This window comes from Pseudocitrobacter vendiensis (assembly GCF_943590815.1).
GTDB classification, from domain to species: Bacteria; Pseudomonadota; Gammaproteobacteria; order Enterobacterales; family Enterobacteriaceae; genus Pseudocitrobacter; species Pseudocitrobacter vendiensis.
This window is the reverse complement of the sequence record NZ_CALSBS010000003.1, coordinates 146575-163124: the sequence shown is the minus strand read 5'-3', so window position 1 is coordinate 163124 and position 16550 is coordinate 146575. Positions and strand designations below refer to the sequence as shown.

11 protein-coding genes, 1 tRNA gene and 1 pseudogene are annotated in these 16550 nt (G+C 52.3%); 8 read left to right on the top strand and 5 right to left on the bottom strand.

The genetic code is table 11. The annotated features are described in order from the left end of the window. Positions 1-90 precede the first annotated feature (90 nt). A complete protein-coding gene (gene zapB, locus NMC31_RS05370; RefSeq protein WP_108476554.1) occupies positions 91-336 on the bottom strand; it encodes a septal ring assembly protein ZapB in 246 nt (81 codons plus the stop codon). Positions 337-754: 418 nt separating this feature from the next. On the opposite strand from zapB, the gene NMC31_RS05365 reads away from it, so the two are divergent. Beyond that, positions 755-1603, top strand: a complete 849-nt coding sequence (locus NMC31_RS05365; RefSeq protein WP_149463731.1) for an MIP/aquaporin family protein — start codon at positions 755-757, stop codon at positions 1601-1603. A gap of 21 nt (positions 1604-1624) precedes the next feature. Then, entirely contained in the window at positions 1625-3133 is a 1509-nt protein-coding gene (gene glpK / locus NMC31_RS05360; RefSeq protein ID WP_149463732.1) for a glycerol kinase GlpK, read from the top strand. Between the two features lie 99 nt (positions 3134-3232). Here glpK and gltS read toward each other — a convergent pair whose 3' ends face one another. Further along, the gene (gene gltS, locus NMC31_RS05355; protein WP_253897217.1) at positions 3233-4435 is read right to left on the bottom strand and encodes a sodium/glutamate symporter; all 1203 of its coding nucleotides are present in this window, start codon (positions 4433-4435) and stop codon (positions 3233-3235) included. Positions 4436-4707: 272 nt separating this feature from the next. Here gltS and NMC31_RS05350 point away from each other — a divergent pair, with 272 nt between their 5' ends. The 4 genes from NMC31_RS05350 (at position 4708) to NMC31_RS05335 (ending at position 11060) form a co-directional block, all read left to right on the top strand. Next, positions 4708-6099, top strand: coding sequence for a nucleobase:cation symporter-2 family protein (locus NMC31_RS05350; RefSeq protein WP_015343983.1), 1392 nt, complete (start codon positions 4708-4710; stop codon positions 6097-6099). A 136-nt stretch (positions 6100-6235) separates the two neighbouring features. Beyond that, positions 6236-7915 (top strand): AsmA family protein, encoded by a 1680-nt coding sequence (locus NMC31_RS05345; RefSeq protein WP_253897216.1) that lies wholly within the window; start codon positions 6236-6238, stop codon positions 7913-7915. Between the two features lie 191 nt (positions 7916-8106). Beyond that, entirely contained in the window at positions 8107-9666 is a 1560-nt protein-coding gene (locus NMC31_RS05340) for a PTS transporter subunit EIIC (protein WP_253897215.1), read from the top strand. Positions 9667-9680: 14 nt separating this feature from the next. Continuing rightward, the gene (locus NMC31_RS05335) at positions 9681-11060 is read left to right on the top strand and encodes a family 4 glycosyl hydrolase (protein WP_253897214.1); all 1380 of its coding nucleotides are present in this window, start codon (positions 9681-9683) and stop codon (positions 11058-11060) included. 16 nt (positions 11061-11076) lie between these two features. Here the strand turns inward: NMC31_RS05335 and NMC31_RS05330 are convergent, their stop codons facing one another. The 3 genes and pseudogenes from NMC31_RS05330 to NMC31_RS05320 form a co-directional block, all read right to left on the bottom strand. Next, positions 11077-11799 carry a MurR/RpiR family transcriptional regulator gene (locus NMC31_RS05330; protein ID WP_253897213.1) on the bottom strand — a complete coding sequence of 241 codons (723 nt, stop codon included), beginning with the start codon at positions 11797-11799 and terminating at the stop codon, positions 11077-11079. Positions 11800-11881: 82 nt separating this feature from the next. Next, positions 11882-14200 carry an alpha-xylosidase gene (gene yicI, locus NMC31_RS05325; protein ID WP_253897212.1) on the bottom strand — a complete coding sequence of 773 codons (2319 nt, stop codon included), beginning with the start codon at positions 14198-14200 and terminating at the stop codon, positions 11882-11884. 146 nt (positions 14201-14346) lie between these two features. Then, positions 14347-14559, bottom strand: a pseudogene (locus NMC31_RS05320) (MFS transporter); the annotation flags it as partial. Between the two features lie 300 nt (positions 14560-14859). On the opposite strand from NMC31_RS05320, the gene NMC31_RS05315 reads away from it, so the two are divergent. Together NMC31_RS05315 and NMC31_RS05310 are read left to right on the top strand one after the other, a co-directional pair. Then, positions 14860-14954 (top strand) — tRNA-Sec (locus NMC31_RS05315). 292 nt (positions 14955-15246) lie between these two features. After that, positions 15247-16428, top strand: a complete 1182-nt coding sequence (locus tag NMC31_RS05310) for a tyrosine-type recombinase/integrase (RefSeq protein ID WP_253897211.1) — start codon at positions 15247-15249, stop codon at positions 16426-16428. Positions 16429-16550 lie beyond the last annotated feature (122 nt).

Genomic DNA, 16550 nt, shown 5'->3' with positions numbered 1-16550 from the left:
TTTTGAAATATACAGCGGGGAAATAACGCGGAGAGAAGTCGCTGCCTTCCTGGCATAACGCCCGATGAAGGCAGCGAACTTACTGGAAGATTAGACTTCTTCCATACGGCCCAGCAGCGCTTGCAGACGATCCTGCCAGCCGTTCTGCTGTTCTTTCAGCTGGTTGTTTTCGCGTTCCAGCTCTTCACGGCTGTGCTGTGCAGACTGAACGTCCTGCGCCAGCGCGTTGTTCTTCTCTTTCAGTTCTTCGATTTCCATCTGCAACAGGGTGATGGTATCAATCGCCTGCTGAACTTTTGCTTCCAGTTTCTCAAATACTTCTAATGACATCGTCATACCTCTCCTGATCTTGCAAGGCGTTGATATCGTCCCGGGAACCCGGCGACGCCTTAACGAAAATAAGCGCACTTCTGACCTTCGATTGTATGGAGCCCCGCTCCCCCTGTCCAGCGCCAGGGCACGTAGATTGCGGTTTGCAACAATTTTCAGTCTAGACCTGGAGCTTTCGGCGCATTTACCCCTTATTTGTTAACACGGAAGGTTCATGAAATGATTCAGCTCTCTTTTTTTAGTTCCGTAAAGACACACAATGTGGCGCGAAATCGCTCATTTTATGACGCAGTACACACATTTCGATTTCGATATTTCTCGTTTATGTTCGTTAACGATAAATTAACACTATGCCTACATGGCAGCGTGGGTGTCTACGACCACCACGACACTATAACTAGCAAACTGTCTTCAGGAACCGATTATGAGCCAAACTTCAACCCTAAAAGGCCAGTGCATTGCAGAGTTTCTTGGTACCGGGCTGTTGATCTTTTTCGGCGTAGGATGTGTTGCGGCATTAAAAGTCGCAGGGGCCAGCTTTGGCCAGTGGGAAATCAGTATCATCTGGGGTCTGGGCGTGGCGATGGCCATCTACCTGACCGCAGGGGTTTCCGGCGCACATCTTAACCCGGCTGTCACCGTTGCGCTGTGGCTGTTCGCCTGTTTCGATCGCCGTAAAGTGGTCCCTTTCATTCTTTCGCAGTTTGCCGGCGCGTTTTGCGCAGCGGCGTTGGTTTACGGGCTTTACTACAATCTTTTCTACGACTACGAATTAACCCATCATATGGTGCGTGGTAGCGTAGAAAGTCTTGATCTTGCTGGAATATTCTCCACTTACCCGAACCCACATATCAATTTTGTGCAGGCCTTCGCGGTAGAAATGGTGATAACCGCTATTCTGATGGGCGTGATCATGGCGCTGGGCGACGATGGCAACGGCATTCCACGCGGGCCATTGGCACCGCTGCTGATTGGCCTGCTAATCGCGGTTATCGGCGCATCGATGGGGCCGCTGACCGGCTTTGCGATGAACCCAGCGCGTGATATTGGACCAAAAACCTTCGCCTGGCTGGCAGGCTGGGGCGATGTCGCCTTCACCGGTGGCAAAGACATTCCTTATTTCGTGGTGCCGATGTTCGCACCCGTGGTGGGCGCGGCGCTGGGTGCATTCAGCTATCGCAAACTGATTGGCCGCCATTTGCCGTGTGATACCTGTGTGGTTGAAGAGAAAGAAACCACCTCCGGTAGCGCTCAACACAATGCTTCGCTGTAATCTGACTATGGAACACGCATTATGACTGACAAAAAATATATCGTTGCGCTCGACCAGGGCACCACCAGTTCCCGCGCCGTGGTGATGGATCACGATGCCAATATCATCAGTGTTTCACAGCGCGAGTTTGAACAAATTTATCCTAAGCCAGGCTGGGTTGAGCACGATCCGATGGAAATCTGGGCGACCCAGAGCTCCACGCTGGTTGAAGTGCTGGCAAAAGCCGATATCAATTCCGATCAGATTGCCGCGATTGGTATTACCAACCAGCGCGAAACGACCGTCGTGTGGGAGCGCGAAACCGGGAAACCGATTTATAACGCGATTGTCTGGCAGTGCCGCCGTACCGCTGATATCTGTGAGCAGTTGAAACGCGACGGCATGGAAGAGTACGTGCGCAGCGCGACGGGTCTGGTGGTAGACCCGTACTTCTCCGGCACCAAAGTGAAATGGATCCTGGACCACGTTGAAGGCTCCCGTGAACGCGCGAAGCGCGGCGAACTGTTGTTCGGTACCGTCGATACCTGGCTTATCTGGAAAATGACCCAGGGACGCGTGCACGTCACCGACTACACTAACGCCTCACGTACCATGCTCTTCAACATCAACGAGCTGGACTGGGATGACAAAATGCTCGATGCGCTCGACATCCCGCGCGCCATGCTGCCCGAAGTGCGCAAATCTTCTGAGGTGTATGGCCAGACCAACATCGGCGGGAAAGGCGGCACGCGTATCCCGATCGCCGGGATCGCAGGCGATCAGCAAGCTGCGCTGTTCGGCCAGCTGTGCGTGAAGGAAGGGATGGCGAAAAACACCTATGGTACTGGTTGCTTTATGCTGATGAACACCGGCGAAAAAGCGGTGAAATCTGAGCATGGTCTGCTGACCACCATTGCCTGCGGCCCACGCGGCGAAGTGAATTATGCGCTGGAAGGCGCGGTGTTTATGGCTGGCGCCTCTATTCAGTGGCTACGCGATGAGATGAAACTCATCAGCGACGCATTCGACTCTGAGTATTTCGCCACCAAAGTGAAAGATACCAACGGGGTGTATGTGGTTCCGGCGTTTACCGGCCTCGGCGCGCCCTACTGGGACCCGTATGCGCGCGGCGCGATTTTCGGCCTGACGCGCGGCGTCAACTCGAACCACATTATTCGCGCCACGCTGGAATCCATCGCTTATCAAACCCGCGATGTGCTGGAAGCGATGCAGGCAGACTCCGGCATTCGTCTGCACGCCCTGCGCGTGGATGGCGGCGCCGTTGCCAATAACTTCCTGATGCAGTTTCAGTCAGACATTCTGGGTACCCGCGTAGAGCGCCCGGAAGTCCGTGAAGTGACCGCGTTAGGTGCTGCGTATCTTGCAGGCCTGGCGGTAGGCTTCTGGCAGAATCTGGATGAATTGCAGGAGAAAGCGGTGATTGAACGTGAATTCCGTCCGGGGATCGAAACAACCGAACGTAATTATCGTTACAGCGGCTGGAAAAAAGCGGTGAAACGCGCGCTGGCGTGGGAAGATCACGGAGAGTAAAAAACGTTGGCGGGGGCGCTTCGCTTGCCCGCCCTACATCGATCGCAATTCTTTGTAGGGCGGGCAAGCGAAGCGCCCCTGCCACATTCCTCACACTGATTAGCCAAACATCGGCAACATCAAATAGAGCTTAATCACCAGCGCATTAACGATATCGAGGAAGAACGCGCCCACCATCGGCACCACCAGAAACGCCGTATGCGATGGGCCGAAACGCTCGGTAATCGCCTGCATATTCGCAATCGCCGTAGGGGTCGCACCAAGGCCAAACCCGCAGTGGCCCGCCGCCAGCACCGCCGCATCGTAGTTTTTGCCCATCATTCGGTACGTGACGAAAATGGCGTACAACGCCATAGAGATAGCCTGCACGCCCAGAATTGCCAGCATCGGTAAGGCTAAAGACGCCAGTTCCCAAAGCTTAAGACTCATTAACGCCATTGCCAGGAATAACGACAGACATACGTTGCCGAGGATGGATACTGCCCTGTCAAATACGCGATAAAAACCGATCAACGCCAGGCCATTGCTAAGAAGTACGCCAATAAACAGTACGCAGACAAAGGTCGGCAATTCAAACATTGTGCCCAACAGAAGTTGCGCAACCGCCTTCCCTACCGTTAAGCAGATAGCAATAAGAGCAATCGATTCGATTAACACCAAAGAAGTGATGACGCGCCCAACATCCGGTTTTTCAAACGCCGTCGGCACTTCCTGATCGTCCGGCGTACCGTCCGGTGAGGAGGAGTGTTTGACCAGGTAACGCGCTACTGGTCCGCCAATCAGGCCGCCCAGCACCAGGCCAAACGTTGCGCAGGCCATCGCAACTTCCGTTGCGCTGGTAAAACCGTAGCGTTCGGTAAAGAGTTTACCCCACGCCGCCCCGGTGCCGTGGCCGCCAGAGAGGGTAATCGAACCTGCCAGCAGGCCCATTAATGGGTCCAGCCCCAGCATTTTTGCCATGCCAATGCCAATGGCGTTCTGCATCAGCAGCAGCCCCACCACGACAATCAGAAAGGTACCTAATACTTTGCCGCCCGCGCGCAGACTGGCGAGGTTGGCGTTCAAACCAATCGTGGCGAAGAAGGCCAGCATCAGCGGGTCTTTCAGACTCATATCGAAGTCAATTTCCCAGCCCATGCTTTTTTTCAGCACCAACAATGCCAGCGCCACCAGCAGCCCACCGGCGACCGGTTCGGGAATGGTATATTTTTTAAAGAAGGGAACAGAGTGAACCAGTTTGCGCCCCAACAGCAGCACCATTGTCGCCGCGACCAGCGTAGATAACGTATCGAGATGAAACATATTTAAAGCTCCTTACCAGACGCATGATTCATTCATACGCGACGTATTTCCTGTGTCGTTGAGATCTCTTCGTAAGATCAGGGAACAGATTGTAATCAATAAATGCGCAAAAATAACAGTAAAAGCGTAATCACTGTGACAAACCATTTATATGCTGAATAATTGATAAAAATTAAAGTCCGGGAAATTTTTAACGCCATCACAAAGCAACCGTTTGCTTTTGCTCGCCAGTCCGATAAAATCGCCACTTTTCCACCATGAGATTGCCTCTGATGTCCGCCAACACCCTTGAGTCAGAAAATGCGCAACCGGTTGCGCATACTCAAAACAGCGAATTGATTTACCGCTTAGAAGACCGTCCGCCGCTGCCACAAACGCTTTTTGCCGCCCTGCAACACCTGCTGGCTATGTTTGTCGCCGTGATCACCCCAGCCCTGCTGATTTGTCAGGCACTGGGTCTGCCGGCGGCCGATACTCAGCACATTATCAGCATGTCGCTGTTCGCATCCGGTGTGGCGTCCATTATCCAGATTAAAGCCTGGGGCCCGGTGGGTTCCGGATTGCTGTCGATTCAGGGCACCAGCTTCAACTTTGTGGCACCGCTGATTATGGGCGGCACCGCGCTGAAAACCGGTGGTGCCGATGTGCCGACGATGATGGCGGCGCTGTTTGGCACGCTGATGCTGGCGAGTTGTACAGAGATGGTGCTGTCGCGCGTGTTGCACCTGGCGCGGCGCATTATCACCCCGCTGGTTTCCGGTGTGGTGGTGATGATAATCGGGTTGTCGTTGATTCAGGTTGGCCTGACATCTATTGGCGGTGGTTATGCGGCAATGAGCAACAACACCTTCGGCGCGCCGAAAAATCTGCTGCTGGCGGGTATCGTGCTGGTCCTGATTATCCTGCTTAACCGCCAGCGCAACCCGTACCTGCGCATTGCATCGTTGGTGATCGCCATGGCGGCGGGATATCTGATGGCCTGGTTCCTCGGTATGCTGCCGGAAAACACCGCGCCAACCAATACCGACCTGCTGATGATCCCAACCCCGCTGTACTATGGTCTGGGCATCGACTGGAACCTGCTGCTGCCGCTGATGCTGGTGTTTATGATCACCTCACTGGAAACGATTGGTGATATTACGGCAACATCTGACGTCTCTGAACAACCGGTCTCCGGCCCGGTTTACATGAAACGTTTGAAAGGCGGCGTGCTGGCCAACGGCCTGAACTCGTTTGTCTCTGCGGTATTCAACACCTTCCCGAACTCCTGCTTCGGCCAGAACAACGGTGTAATTCAGCTCACCGGCGTTGCCAGCCGTTACGTTGGTTTTGTGGTGGCATTGATGCTGATTGTCCTTGGTCTGTTCCCGGCGGTAAGTGGTTTTGTACAACACATCCCTGAGCCGGTTCTGGGTGGCGCAACGCTGGTGATGTTCGGCACCATCGCCGCGTCCGGCGTGCGTATTGTCTCCCGGGAACCGCTGAACCGCCGCGCAATCCTGATTATCGCCCTTTCACTGGCTATCGGCCTCGGTGTTTCCCAGCAGCCGCAGATCCTCCAGTTCGCGCCGGACTGGCTGAAAAACCTGCTCTCATCCGGTATCGCTGCTGGCGGTATCACCGCGATTGTTCTGAATCTGGTCTTCCCGCCAGAGAAAGAGTAATCCGCCTTGCCGGATGGCGGCGACGTCATCCGGCATCATCCCCGCACGCTGACACCGAATTTCACCCTTCTCGCCTTGAGCATTGCGCATAATTCGTGCATAACTGCCTTATGTGCCCTTCTCAGGATGGAAGATCATGAAATTTATTGGAAAGCTGATTCTCTGGCTCCTCGTCGCACTGCTGCTGGTTATTCTCGCCTTCTACTTCCTGCTGCAAACCCGCTGGGGCGCGCGCGAAGTCAGTCAGTGGCTGACGGAAAACACCGATTATCAGGTGACGTTCGATGCGATGGATCACCGTTTCTCATCACCTTCCCATATCTTGTTCAGGAATGTGACCTTCGGGCGCGATGGTAAACCCGCGACGCTGGTCGCTAAAGCTGTCGACATCGGCCTGAGCACCCGCCAGGTGACCGACCCGCTGCACGTTGACACTATCCTGCTGCAAGACGGTACGTTAAATCTCTCGCCGTCTAACGCGCCGCTTCCCTTTGCCGCCGATCGGCTGCAGCTCAGCAATATGGCTTTCAACAGCCCGGAAACCGGCTGGGAATTGAGTGCACAACGGGTTAACGGCAGCATTGCGCCATGGACCCCGCAAGCAGGTAACGTGCTGGGCAAGAAAACGCATTTGCAGGTGAATGCCGGTTCCCTGACGCTCAATGGCGTACCCACCAGCAACGCGGTGATTGAAGGGGATATTGATAACGGTATTGTGACGCTCACCAGCCTTGGCGCGGAGGTCGCGCGCGGCTCACTGGCCGGAAATGCCCGCCGCAACGCCGACGGAAGTTGGGTGGTGGATAATCTGCGCCTGAACGATATACGTCTGCAAAGCGACAAAACGTTGATCGATTTCTTCGCCCCACTCAGCACCGTTCCGTCGCTGCAAATTGGCCGCCTTGAGGTCGTGGATGCCCGTTTACAGGGCCCGGACTGGGCGGTAACCGATCTCGATATGAATGTGCGCAACCTGACCCTAACACAGGGCGGATGGCAAAGTACGGACGGCAAAATCACTCTGAACGCCAGTGAGTTTATCTACGGCTCGTTACATCTGCTGGACCCCATTTTCAACGGCGAGCTCTCAGACCAGGGCATCGCCCTGCGCCAGTTTACTACCCGTTGGGAAGGCAGCACGGTTAGAACGTCCGGTTTCTGGTTGCGCAACGGACAGGCGCTGACGCTGGATGATGCGTCGATTGTGGGCCTTGAATACACGTTACCCAATAACTGGAAACAGTTGTGGATGGACGCGTTGCCGGAGTGGCTCAACAGCGTCACCCTGAAGAAATTTACCGCCAGCCGCAATCTGGTTATCGATATCGACCCGGCTTTCCCGTGGCAGATCACGGCGCTGGAAGGCAGCGCCACCAACCTGCAACTGGTGAAGAATCGCCTGTGGGGCGTATGGGGCGGAAATGCGCAACTCAATGCGGCGGCGGCGACGTTTAATCGCGTAGACGTTAATCGACCGAGCCTCGCGCTGTCAGCAAACGCCTCGACGGTCAATATCAGCGAACTTGCGGCGTACACAGAGAAAGGCATGCTCAAAGCCACCGCCACGGTATCTCAGTTGCCGCAACGGCAGGTGAACGTCAGCCTCGACGCACGCGGCGTGCCGCTGAATACGTTGCAGGCCTGGGGATGGCCTGCGCTCCCCATCAGTGGCGACGGTAACCTTCAGCTCACCGCCACTGGCGCGGTGCAGGCTGACACGCCGCTCAAGCCAACGGTAAATGGGCAACTGAGCGCGGTGAATATGGCGAAGGAGCAGGTGACACAGACCCTGCGCAATGGTGAGATAACCCAATAAAATTCCGCCCCGAACGCTATTGTTCGGGGCGTTTCCATTCTGAAACCTGTGTGCATTTTGTGATGCTTTGTACCTATTTCCTGCAACAGGTTTCACACAATTAATAAGCCTGATATAACTATTTCGCTGGAAGTTATTTTTATAATAAAAACTCACATTCTAAATAGTGAATTGAACTTCAAGGAATATTTATGTCTGCAATACGTCAACGTATGCTGGAGAATATGCAAAAGTTCTCCAGAGCGATGATCGGCGCAGTATTGTTCTTGCCTGTCATCGGCTTAATCCTTGCTCTAAGCTCTGTCCTTACCAATCCGAATATTGTTTCTGAAACAGGTTTCTTACATCAACTGGGGCAACTTCTCGGTGATACCTTTTGGCCGCTATTTGGTAATCTCGGCCTGTTATTTTGCGTGGGGATAAGCTACGGTTTAGCCCGCGATAAAAAAACGGAAGTCGCGCTGGTTTCCGTAATGTGTTTTATTATGTTCCTGGGTGCCAACCATTCCTGGCTTGAATATACCAACACCATCGCCGAGAAAATTAACGGTGAATACTATGGTACCGGTCAGACGCAGATATTAGGTTTTGTCGTCGTCGATATGGGTGTATTCCTGGGTATTATTCTGGGCTGTACCATTGCCTGGGTGCATAATAAAGTTTCAGAAATCGAATTACCGGGTGCGTTATCCATGTATGGCGGCGCGAAGCTTACGCTTATCGCCATGACGCCGGTTATCATTTTATACGCCATCGCTTTCACATGGATTTGGCCGTTCATGACCCATGGCATCTCAGCGTTAACCGGGTTTATGAAAAATGCCGGTATCGCAGGCGTCTTTGTGTATGGTTTCTTTGAAAAATTCCTGATCCCAACCGGTTTGCATCATTTCGTCTGGTCTCCGTTCCAGTTGACACAAATTGGCGGCACCATCAGCGTCGATGGTCAGGTCGTGTCTGGTACACAGGCTATTTTCCTGGCTTATATGCGTCACCCTGATCTCACCCCAGTGATGAACGAGGCGCTAAGATTCGCGCAGCAAGGGATGACAACCATGTTCGGCCTGTCAGGCGCCGCGCTGGCGTTCTACCACACGGCTACGCCCGAAAAGAAAACGCTGGCAAAAGCGATTCTGCTTCCCGCGATTATCACCTCTATTCTGACCGGGATCACCGAGCCTATTGAATTTACCTTTTTATTTATTTCACCGCTGCTGTGGTTCATTCATGCGACCCTGACGGCTGCTTCACAGGCGCTTTGCGATATCTTCACTGTCCGTCCGTGGGGAGCGTCAGGCTTGATTGAATTTCTGATTTACAACCTGCCCCTTCCCGCTTCACTGACGCGCTGGCCGGGCTATGTGCTTATTGGTATCGGTCAGTTTGCCGCGTATTACGTAATATTCCGCACGCTGGTTGTGAAACTTAATCTTAAAACGCCAGGTCGGGAAGATGACGAAGGCGTTCGTTTGTATAGCAAAGAAGACTATCGGCAGAAAACCGATAAAAAACAGGATATCACTGACGATATTATTACCGGGCTCGGTGGACGAGAAAACATTATTTCCGTCGACAACTGTTTCACCCGTTTACGCGTAGCGGTTCACGATATGGAAAAAGTGAACGATGCCGTTTTAAAAAGTACGGGGGCTAACGGTATCGTCAGGAATCAACATGAAGTTCAGGTCATTTATGGTGTCAAAGTCGGGCAAATTCGCTCAAAAGTGGATAGCTGGCTGACCACTCATTAACGGGAGTAACAAACATGAAATTAACCGTATTAGGCGGGGGCGGCGTTCGCTCTGCATTCCTGGCAAAATCACTGGCCTATAATGCCCACCGCATTAATTTACAGGAAGTTGTCTTCCAGGACAGCTCAGAGAAAAATCTGTCTCTATTTGGCGAAATCGCGCGCTATATTTTCAATACCATTCGTCCGGATATTACATTCACACTGACAACCGACCCGGTTGCGGCGCTGGAAAAAACCAATTACGTCATTACCACGCTACGTGTGGGCGGTGACGAAAGCCGCGTACGTGACGAACGCATTGCGCTCAACCACCACACGCTTGGGCAGGAAACTACCGGGGTTGGCGGCTTTGCCATGGCCATGCGCTCGATTCCGGCTATTCTGGAGTATTGCCAGTTAATTGAAAAACATGCCGCAGAAGACGCCATTCTGTTCAACTTTACGAACCCCTCGGGGCTCGTTACCGAGGCCATTATCAAATCAGGTTTTAAACGCCGGGTTTACGGTATTTGCGACGCGCCGTCGGAGCTCATTCGCGAATTACCCGCGATCCTGAACTGCGCCAGCGACGACCTGAGCGTCGAATGCTATGGGCTCAACCATTTCTCGTGGTTTACCCATTTCACGGTGCGCGGTGAAGATGTTACCGACAAATTAGTCACCCATCCGGACCTGTACAGCAAAACCGCGATGCAATACTTCTCGCCAGAGCTGGTGCAGCTTTGCGATAAACAACTGCTGAACGAATATCTCTATTACTACTACTATCGTGACGAAGCGTTAAATGCGATTCTCGAGGCTCCGGAGACCCGCGGGGAGCAAATTGCGCGAATCAACAAGGAAATGCGTGATGAGCTCCAGCACATTGATGTAAAAGCACACCCTGAAGTCGCATTCGATGTCTGGATGAAACATTATCTGCGTCGCGAAAACAGCTATATGCAGAGCGAATCCCAACAGGAGAAATTCAATCCTCGTACGGCAATCACGCTACGTCAGTTTATTGAAGAACCCGATACCGGTGGTTACGCAGGCGTTGCGCTGGATATTCTCGAAGCCGTAAACAGCACCACAACCAAGCGCATTGTGGTTTCCTTGCAGAACAACCAAACGCTCGATTTTCTGCGCCCGGATGATGTAATTGAGATCAGCTGCGATCTCAGCAAGGACGGCTTAAAACCGATTACGCCGATACATGTCCCGGACGCGCAAAAGAATATGATTTCCTGCGTGAAAGAGTATGAAAGGCTGGCGGTAGAAGCCATTATCAAGAAAGATCGCGCGCTCGCTATCCGCGCCATGATGGCGCATCCGTTAGTGGGTTCTTTTTCTCTGGCCACGAAACTGGCGAGCGAGTATCTCAGCGACGCGCATTTTTCTGACTGGAAATAACATTCCCAGGGGGCGCTCATCGCGCCCCGTTATTTTGCATAAACCACAGCTTGAGCACATGTTCAAAGCCGAGAATACAGTAGCCAAAAAACGGGTTGCTCCAGTAAATATCATCATCAAATTTTTGCGGGTCATGAATGATAAACGCCATATCCGCAGCCTGAGCAAGCGGGCTCTGATAATCGCCGGTAAAGCAAACCAAATTCATTCCCTTTCCCTGAATGGCATTAACCCAATTCAGTGCAGAACTGCTGCGCCCGGATTTTGACACAATCCAGATAGAGTCAAATTTCAACGCCGATTTCTGTTCAAGGATTTCGTAGTCCGGCCAAAGTGCGAGGCTGGCGTTCACGCCGGTCACCAGAAATTTGTTATAAATATATTGCGCAATAAGCTGCGAAAACCCACTGCCGTGAATGAGTACGCGTTCATGCTTCAGCCTCTCTAACAACAGCGGCAAGCCTTCCGACGGCTGAATGTTCATAAAATCAATGTCATTAGTGACGTCGAGCTTCGGCATCGTGATATTGAATTTTATAAAATAGACCAGTTCCAGCCAGCCGCTAAAGTTGAGTTTTTTTGCCAGGCGCACCAGTGAAGAAGGATTGCTATAGCAGCGGGTTGCCACGGAACGAATTCCCTCTCGCAAACAACGTTCGGGATCGTCCTGAATACAGCGCAATACGGTGATATCGATTTTGCTTAGCTTTGCATCACGGAAAATGATTTGCGGATCCATGACTCCTCCCTGAGTTGAGAACACATAAAAAAAAGCCCCCTTTGCAAAGCAAAGAGGGCCAGATTAACGCATAAGGCGTGAATTAAAGTGTGATCGTCAGCGTATTACTCTGCGCTTTCACCACCACGCCCAACTCACTTCCCGCATGTGCGCCGCCCTTAATACCGCTAATTTGCTGCACGTTGCGCAGGCACAGCGTCCAGTCACGCGCACTGCCTTCACCGGTCACCGTAATGGTGTTACCCGCGCGCACCGCTTTCAGGGTGAATGCAGCGGAACCCTCCGTCGCTGGAACGATGCAGAGAGCTTCACGGCCATCATCCAGACAGAAGAGCTGGAATTCGGTACCTTCATGCCACGCGTAGTTCGGTTTCTGGTTGTTGTTGCCCAGCGCCAGCAGAGTGTTGTCGCGGACATACACCGGCAGGCTCAGGAAGTCGTGCTGTTGTTTATGCCAACGACTGCCCTGTACTTCATCGTTGTGCCACAGGTGCGTCCAGCGGCCTTCCGGCAGGTAGAACTGCACATCACCCACTTCCGAGAACACTGGCGCCACCATCACGGCATCACCGAGCATATACTGGCGATCGAGGTAGTCGCATGCCGGGTCGTGGGGGAACTCCAGCATCATCGCGCGTAGCATCGGTGTGCCCTGCTCATGCGCCAGCGCAGCCTGGCGGTAGAGGTACGGCATCATGCGGCACTTCATTTCCGTGAAGAAACGCACCACGTCGCAGGACTCTTCGTCGTAGGCCCACGGTACACGGTAGGATTTGCTGCCGTGCAGGCGACTATGGCTCGAGAAGAGGCCGAATGCGCACCAGCGTTTGTAGACATCCGCCGGGGCGGTGTTTTCGAAGCCGCCGATATCATGGCTCCAGAAGCCGAAGCCAGAGAGGCCAATCGACAGGCCGCCGCGCAGGCTTTCCGCCATCGATTCGTAGTTAGCGTAGCAGTCCCCTCCCCAGTGAACCGGGAACTGTTGCGCACCCACGGACGCGGAACGGGCGAACAGCACCGCCTCTTCTTCGCCAACGGTCTCTTTCAGCACGTTCCACACCAGTTCGTTGTAGATAAAGGCGTAGTGGTTGTGCATTTTCTGCGGACAGGAACCGTCAAACCATTGCACATCAGTTGGGATACGTTCGCCGAAGTCGGTTTTGAAGCAGTCGACGCCAATATCCACCAGGCCTTTCAGTTTGTCGGCGTACCACTGGCAGGCATCCGGGTTGGTGAAGTCATAAATCGCTAATCCTGGCTGCCATTTATCCCACTGCCAAATTGAACCGTCCGGGCGTTTAAGCAGATAGCCCTTCTCTTTCAGTTCCTGGAAGATCGGTGATTTTTGGCCAATGTACGGGTTGATCCACACACAGACCTTTAACCCTTTCTCTTTCAGGCGCTGGATCATGCCTTTCGGGTCAGGGAAGGTCACCGGGTCCCACTCGAAATCACACCACTGGAAGGCTTTCATCCAGAAGCAGTCGAAGTGGAAAACGTGCAGCGGCAGGTTGCGCTCTGCCATACCGTCGATAAAGCTATTTACGGTCGCTTCATCGTAGTTGGTAGTGAACGAGGTGGTAAGCCACAGGCCGAAGGACCACGCTGGCGGCAGTGCCGGGCGGCCGGTAAATTGCGTGTAGCGGTTGAGCACCTCTTTTGGTGTCGGGCCGTCGATGACGAAATATTCCAGATATTCGCCTTCCACGCTGAACTGCACTTTCGAGACTTTCTCAGAACCAATCTCAAACGAGACGTTTTCCGGGTGATTTACCAACACACCGTAACCGCGGTTGGTAATGTAGAACGGAATGTTTTTGTAGGACTGTTCAGTGCTGGTGCCGCCGTCACGGTTCCAGGTATCTACCGTCTGACCGTTACGTACCAGTGCGGTAAAGCGCTCGCCCAGGCCATAAACCGTTTCACCCACGCCCAGGTCCAGACGCTCAAACAGGTAGTTTTTACCGGTGTTGCCATCCTGTACATAGCCGTTGTTTTTCACCTGAGAACCGGTAATGCGTACGCCGTTGCGCAGGAAATCGAGTGACCAGAATTCACCTTTCGTGACCCGCACGCTCAGGTTGCCGCTTTTCAGCTCGGCAAATTCCGCGGTGTTCTGCATTTCAACTTTCACGTCTTTCAGGACGTTCAGCGGATAGTGTGGGCCGTTATTTAATGCACCCTGGAAGTGTTCGATACGTACGCCGACCACGCCTTCCTGCGGGGCGAAAAAGCGCAGCGTAAACATTGGCGTATCCAACTGCCAGGTACGCTCACGCACATCGCGCGGCGCGGCATAAACCACCATCTCATTACCCTGTTGCTCGACATCGAACACCTGGATGGGGTGGATAAGATTGAGACCCGGTTGGATCAGCCAGTTTCCATCACTGATTTTCATAATTCGTCCTCCTAACTCTGTAATAATTTTGATTCGGGTACGTGTTCAAATTCTTGTTGATTGCGACGTGCGCCCTGCGCCAGCTCGCCCATAATTTTCAGCAAGAAAGGCGTTTTCAGGGTGTAGTAGCGCTTCGCAATGATTGGGCTCAGCAGCGTGTAAGTTATGGCGGCATAGATCATTTTGCCGTTCAGGCTGAGAGGTGGCGTGCTGTAGGCCAGTACACACACCTCGCCAAACGGCAGCGCGCCAAACAATACCCACGGGCGGAACTTACCCCAACGACTGCGGGTACGGCCAGCCAGCAGGCCCACGCCATAGCCAATCTTCTCTTTGACGGATAAAACTTCGCTTTTCATGTCGAAATCTTTCTTGAGCCGACGCCACGCTGGTACCGGTTACGGTTTTGTAAACCATCCGACCGCTAAGATGAATTCCGATATCTCGTTATCAAATTACGTTTCTTAATTTCTGTGATCGCAGTAGGACTGGAAGGTGTGTCGAAGTGTAACTTGCGGATTTTATGAGGTTTTGTTCTGAGGGGAACATTCACACGCGTGATTTGTACCAAATGAATCCAAAAAAGGTGCATTAAAAGATGTGGTAAATGCCTGAAAGTAGCTATAATGCGCCCCGCCTCCATGTAGCAATCGAGGCGCGGAAGATCGTCATCTCCGGTGAGGTGGCTGGACTTCAAATCCAGTTGGGGCCGCCAGCGGTCCCGGGCAGGTTCGACTCCTGTGATCTTCCGCCAATTAACCTCTTCTGAGCTCTCTCGAAGTCAATAACTCTTTCTTAACCCCTTGTATATCAGGCTTCATCGTGTCCCAAACTCAATCGAACTAAACCTACATCAAGCATTTTTTGGGGGTGCATTAGGGGGTGTTATTTCCCTACCGAAACTTCGGAACCCCCATAATGTGAAAAATATGATATATAACAATAGGTTTAAACAACACCTTTGTTATACAAGGGGTGGGGGTATCAGATAGGTTACTAGTGTAAGTCCCCATGGAGGATGAACTCATCAAAAACCGGAGGGCGTGATGGCACTAACTGATGTTAAAGTCAAAACAGCAAAACCAAAAGAAAAGCCTTATAAGCTAGCTGACGGTGGAGGTATGTATCTGCTGACTAATACCAATGGCTCAAAGTACTGGCGTATGAAGTATCGTTTTGCTGGTAAAGAAAAAATGCTTTCTATTGGTGTCTACCCTGATATATCTCTGGCTGACGCACGTGAAAAACGTAGTGAAGCTAGGAAAATCCTTGCCGCAGGAGGCGACCCGGGCGAAGTGAAGAAAGAGGGGAAAATAGCCAAGCAAATGAGTCTGAAAAGCACTTTTGAGGCTGTCGCACGTGAATGGCACCAGTCTAAAGCCGACCGTTGGTCACTACGTTACCGCATTGAAATCATCGAGACCTTCGAGAAAGACATCTTCCCCTACATCGGCAAGCGCCCTATTGCTGAAATTAAGCCAATGGAACTACTGGAAACTTTGCGTAAAATGGAGAAACGCGGAGCGCTCGAGAAGATGCGCAAAGTCCGTCAACGTTGCGGTGAGGTGTTCCGCTATGCAATTGTCACTGGTCGGGCCGACTACAACCCCGCCCCCGACCTTGCTAGCGCTTTAGCTACGCCGAAAAAAGTACATTTCCCCTTCCTTTCTGCCATTGAACTTCCTAACTTCCTTAACGATCTAGCGGGCTATACCGGCAGTGTTATCACGAAGACAGCGACTCAAATCATTATGTTAACCGGTGTACGCACACAGGAGCTGCGTTTCGCCCGTTGGGAGGATATCAATTTTGAGGCAAAGTTATGGGAAATCCCAGCAGAAGTGATGAAAATGAAACGGCCCCATGTTGTACCGCTCTCAGAGCAGGTCATTGCGCTGTTTAAACAGCTTGAACCGATATCGAAGCATTATCCGCTGGTTTTTATCGGTCGAAACGATCCTCTCAAGCCTATCAGCAAGGAAAGCGTTAATCAGGTGATTGAGTTGCTGGGGTATAAAGGCAGGATAACTGGGCACGGTTTTCGCCACACAATGAGCACTATTCTGCATGAGCAAGGCTTTAACTCGGCGTGGATTGAAACACAGCTTGCGCATGTCGATAAAAACGCGATTCGTGGAACATATAACCATGCTCAGTATCTGGAAGGGAGAAGAGAGATGATGCAGTGGTATGCGGATTATATCAATAGCCTAAAACAACCGGCATAATAGCACAGCCCAAAGCGGGCTGTGCTTCACCTACACCGTTCTTTTTTGGTAAATCACCGAAGAAAATAACATTGTAATATGCTGTTTTTAAAGTATTTTTTAATTAACTCGCCATTTACAAA

Bases quoted from the DNA above. Each gene is read 5' to 3' on its own strand.
- zapB (WP_108476554.1), bottom strand. From the start codon at position 336: ATGACGATGTCATTAGAAGTATTTGAGAAACTGGAAGCAAAAGTTCAG.
- NMC31_RS05365 (WP_149463731.1), top strand. From the start codon at position 755: ATGAGCCAAACTTCAACCCTAAAAGGCCAGTGCATTGCAGAGTTTCTT.
- glpK (WP_149463732.1), top strand. From the start codon at position 1,625: ATGACTGACAAAAAATATATCGTTGCGCTCGACCAGGGCACCACCAGT.
- gltS (WP_253897217.1), bottom strand. From the start codon at position 4,435: ATGTTTCATCTCGATACGTTATCTACGCTGGTCGCGGCGACAATGGTG.
- NMC31_RS05350 (WP_015343983.1), top strand. From the start codon at position 4,708: ATGTCCGCCAACACCCTTGAGTCAGAAAATGCGCAACCGGTTGCGCAT.
- NMC31_RS05345 (WP_253897216.1), top strand. From the start codon at position 6,236: ATGAAATTTATTGGAAAGCTGATTCTCTGGCTCCTCGTCGCACTGCTG.
- NMC31_RS05340 (WP_253897215.1), top strand. From the start codon at position 8,107: ATGTCTGCAATACGTCAACGTATGCTGGAGAATATGCAAAAGTTCTCC.
- NMC31_RS05335 (WP_253897214.1), top strand. From the start codon at position 9,681: ATGAAATTAACCGTATTAGGCGGGGGCGGCGTTCGCTCTGCATTCCTG.
- NMC31_RS05330 (WP_253897213.1), bottom strand. From the start codon at position 11,799: ATGGATCCGCAAATCATTTTCCGTGATGCAAAGCTAAGCAAAATCGAT.
- yicI (WP_253897212.1), bottom strand. From the start codon at position 14,200: ATGAAAATCAGTGATGGAAACTGGCTGATCCAACCGGGTCTCAATCTT.
- NMC31_RS05310 (WP_253897211.1), top strand. From the start codon at position 15,247: ATGGCACTAACTGATGTTAAAGTCAAAACAGCAAAACCAAAAGAAAAG.